This is a genomic window from Vibrio sp. 2132-1, from assembly GCF_033344315.1.
Map to the genome: position 1 here is coordinate 1 of NZ_JAWPON010000297.1, position 724 is coordinate 724.

At 46.7% G+C, this 724-nt stretch carries 1 pseudogene; it reads left to right on the forward strand.

The features are described from left to right. Positions 1–724 (forward strand): annotated as a pseudogene (locus R8N47_RS25025) (carboxylesterase/lipase family protein); the annotation flags it as partial.

The window sequence follows — 724 nt, forward strand, 5'->3', positions numbered from 1 at the left end:
TTGATCCTATTCAGCGTCTCAAAAACTGGGTACTGACCGCTGCGAATATTCCGGTTATCAGTCCAACACGCGACAACAGCCCATTAGCTACGTTGATGCCATTTGCGCCTTACATCGAGCATCGCCCACCAGCGTTTCTAGTGAAAGAAGTTCCAGGCTATCACTTTACTGAACAAGCGATTGAGAGTGAATGGATCGTACCGACGGTAATTGGCTCAAACAGTGCAGAAAGCAATACTCTGGGCATGCTACCGAGCCTGACATTTTTGATCCCAACTATCATTGAAATCTTGAGCCAAGAAGCGCCAGAAGTCATTGAAAGTGGTGACGAAAACTTAATCGTCGAATACATGGTGGAGTGGCTAGAATCGGAAACAAATCTGAATCGCTTACGCGCGGAATATCGTTCACTACTCAGCGATTCGGCATCGGTTGAACTCGATCTTTCTGACTTATTGGAACTGCTGCCGAGTACAGCATATGAGGCGATGACCAAGTTATTCTTCGGTTTGGGGAACTCTGATTCGACCACTGAGTTACTTGCTCTGGCTGACTTCTTCCCTAGCGATGAAAGGGAACTGAATGGCGCGGCCAAAAACATGCAGCAATTCAAAACCACGTTGCATGATTTGCTCTTCACGGGTCCAAACCGTCATAAGGTTTCAACTGAAGAAACAACAGGAGCAACGCCAAGCTTCTACTACTTTGACTACACACCTGGATT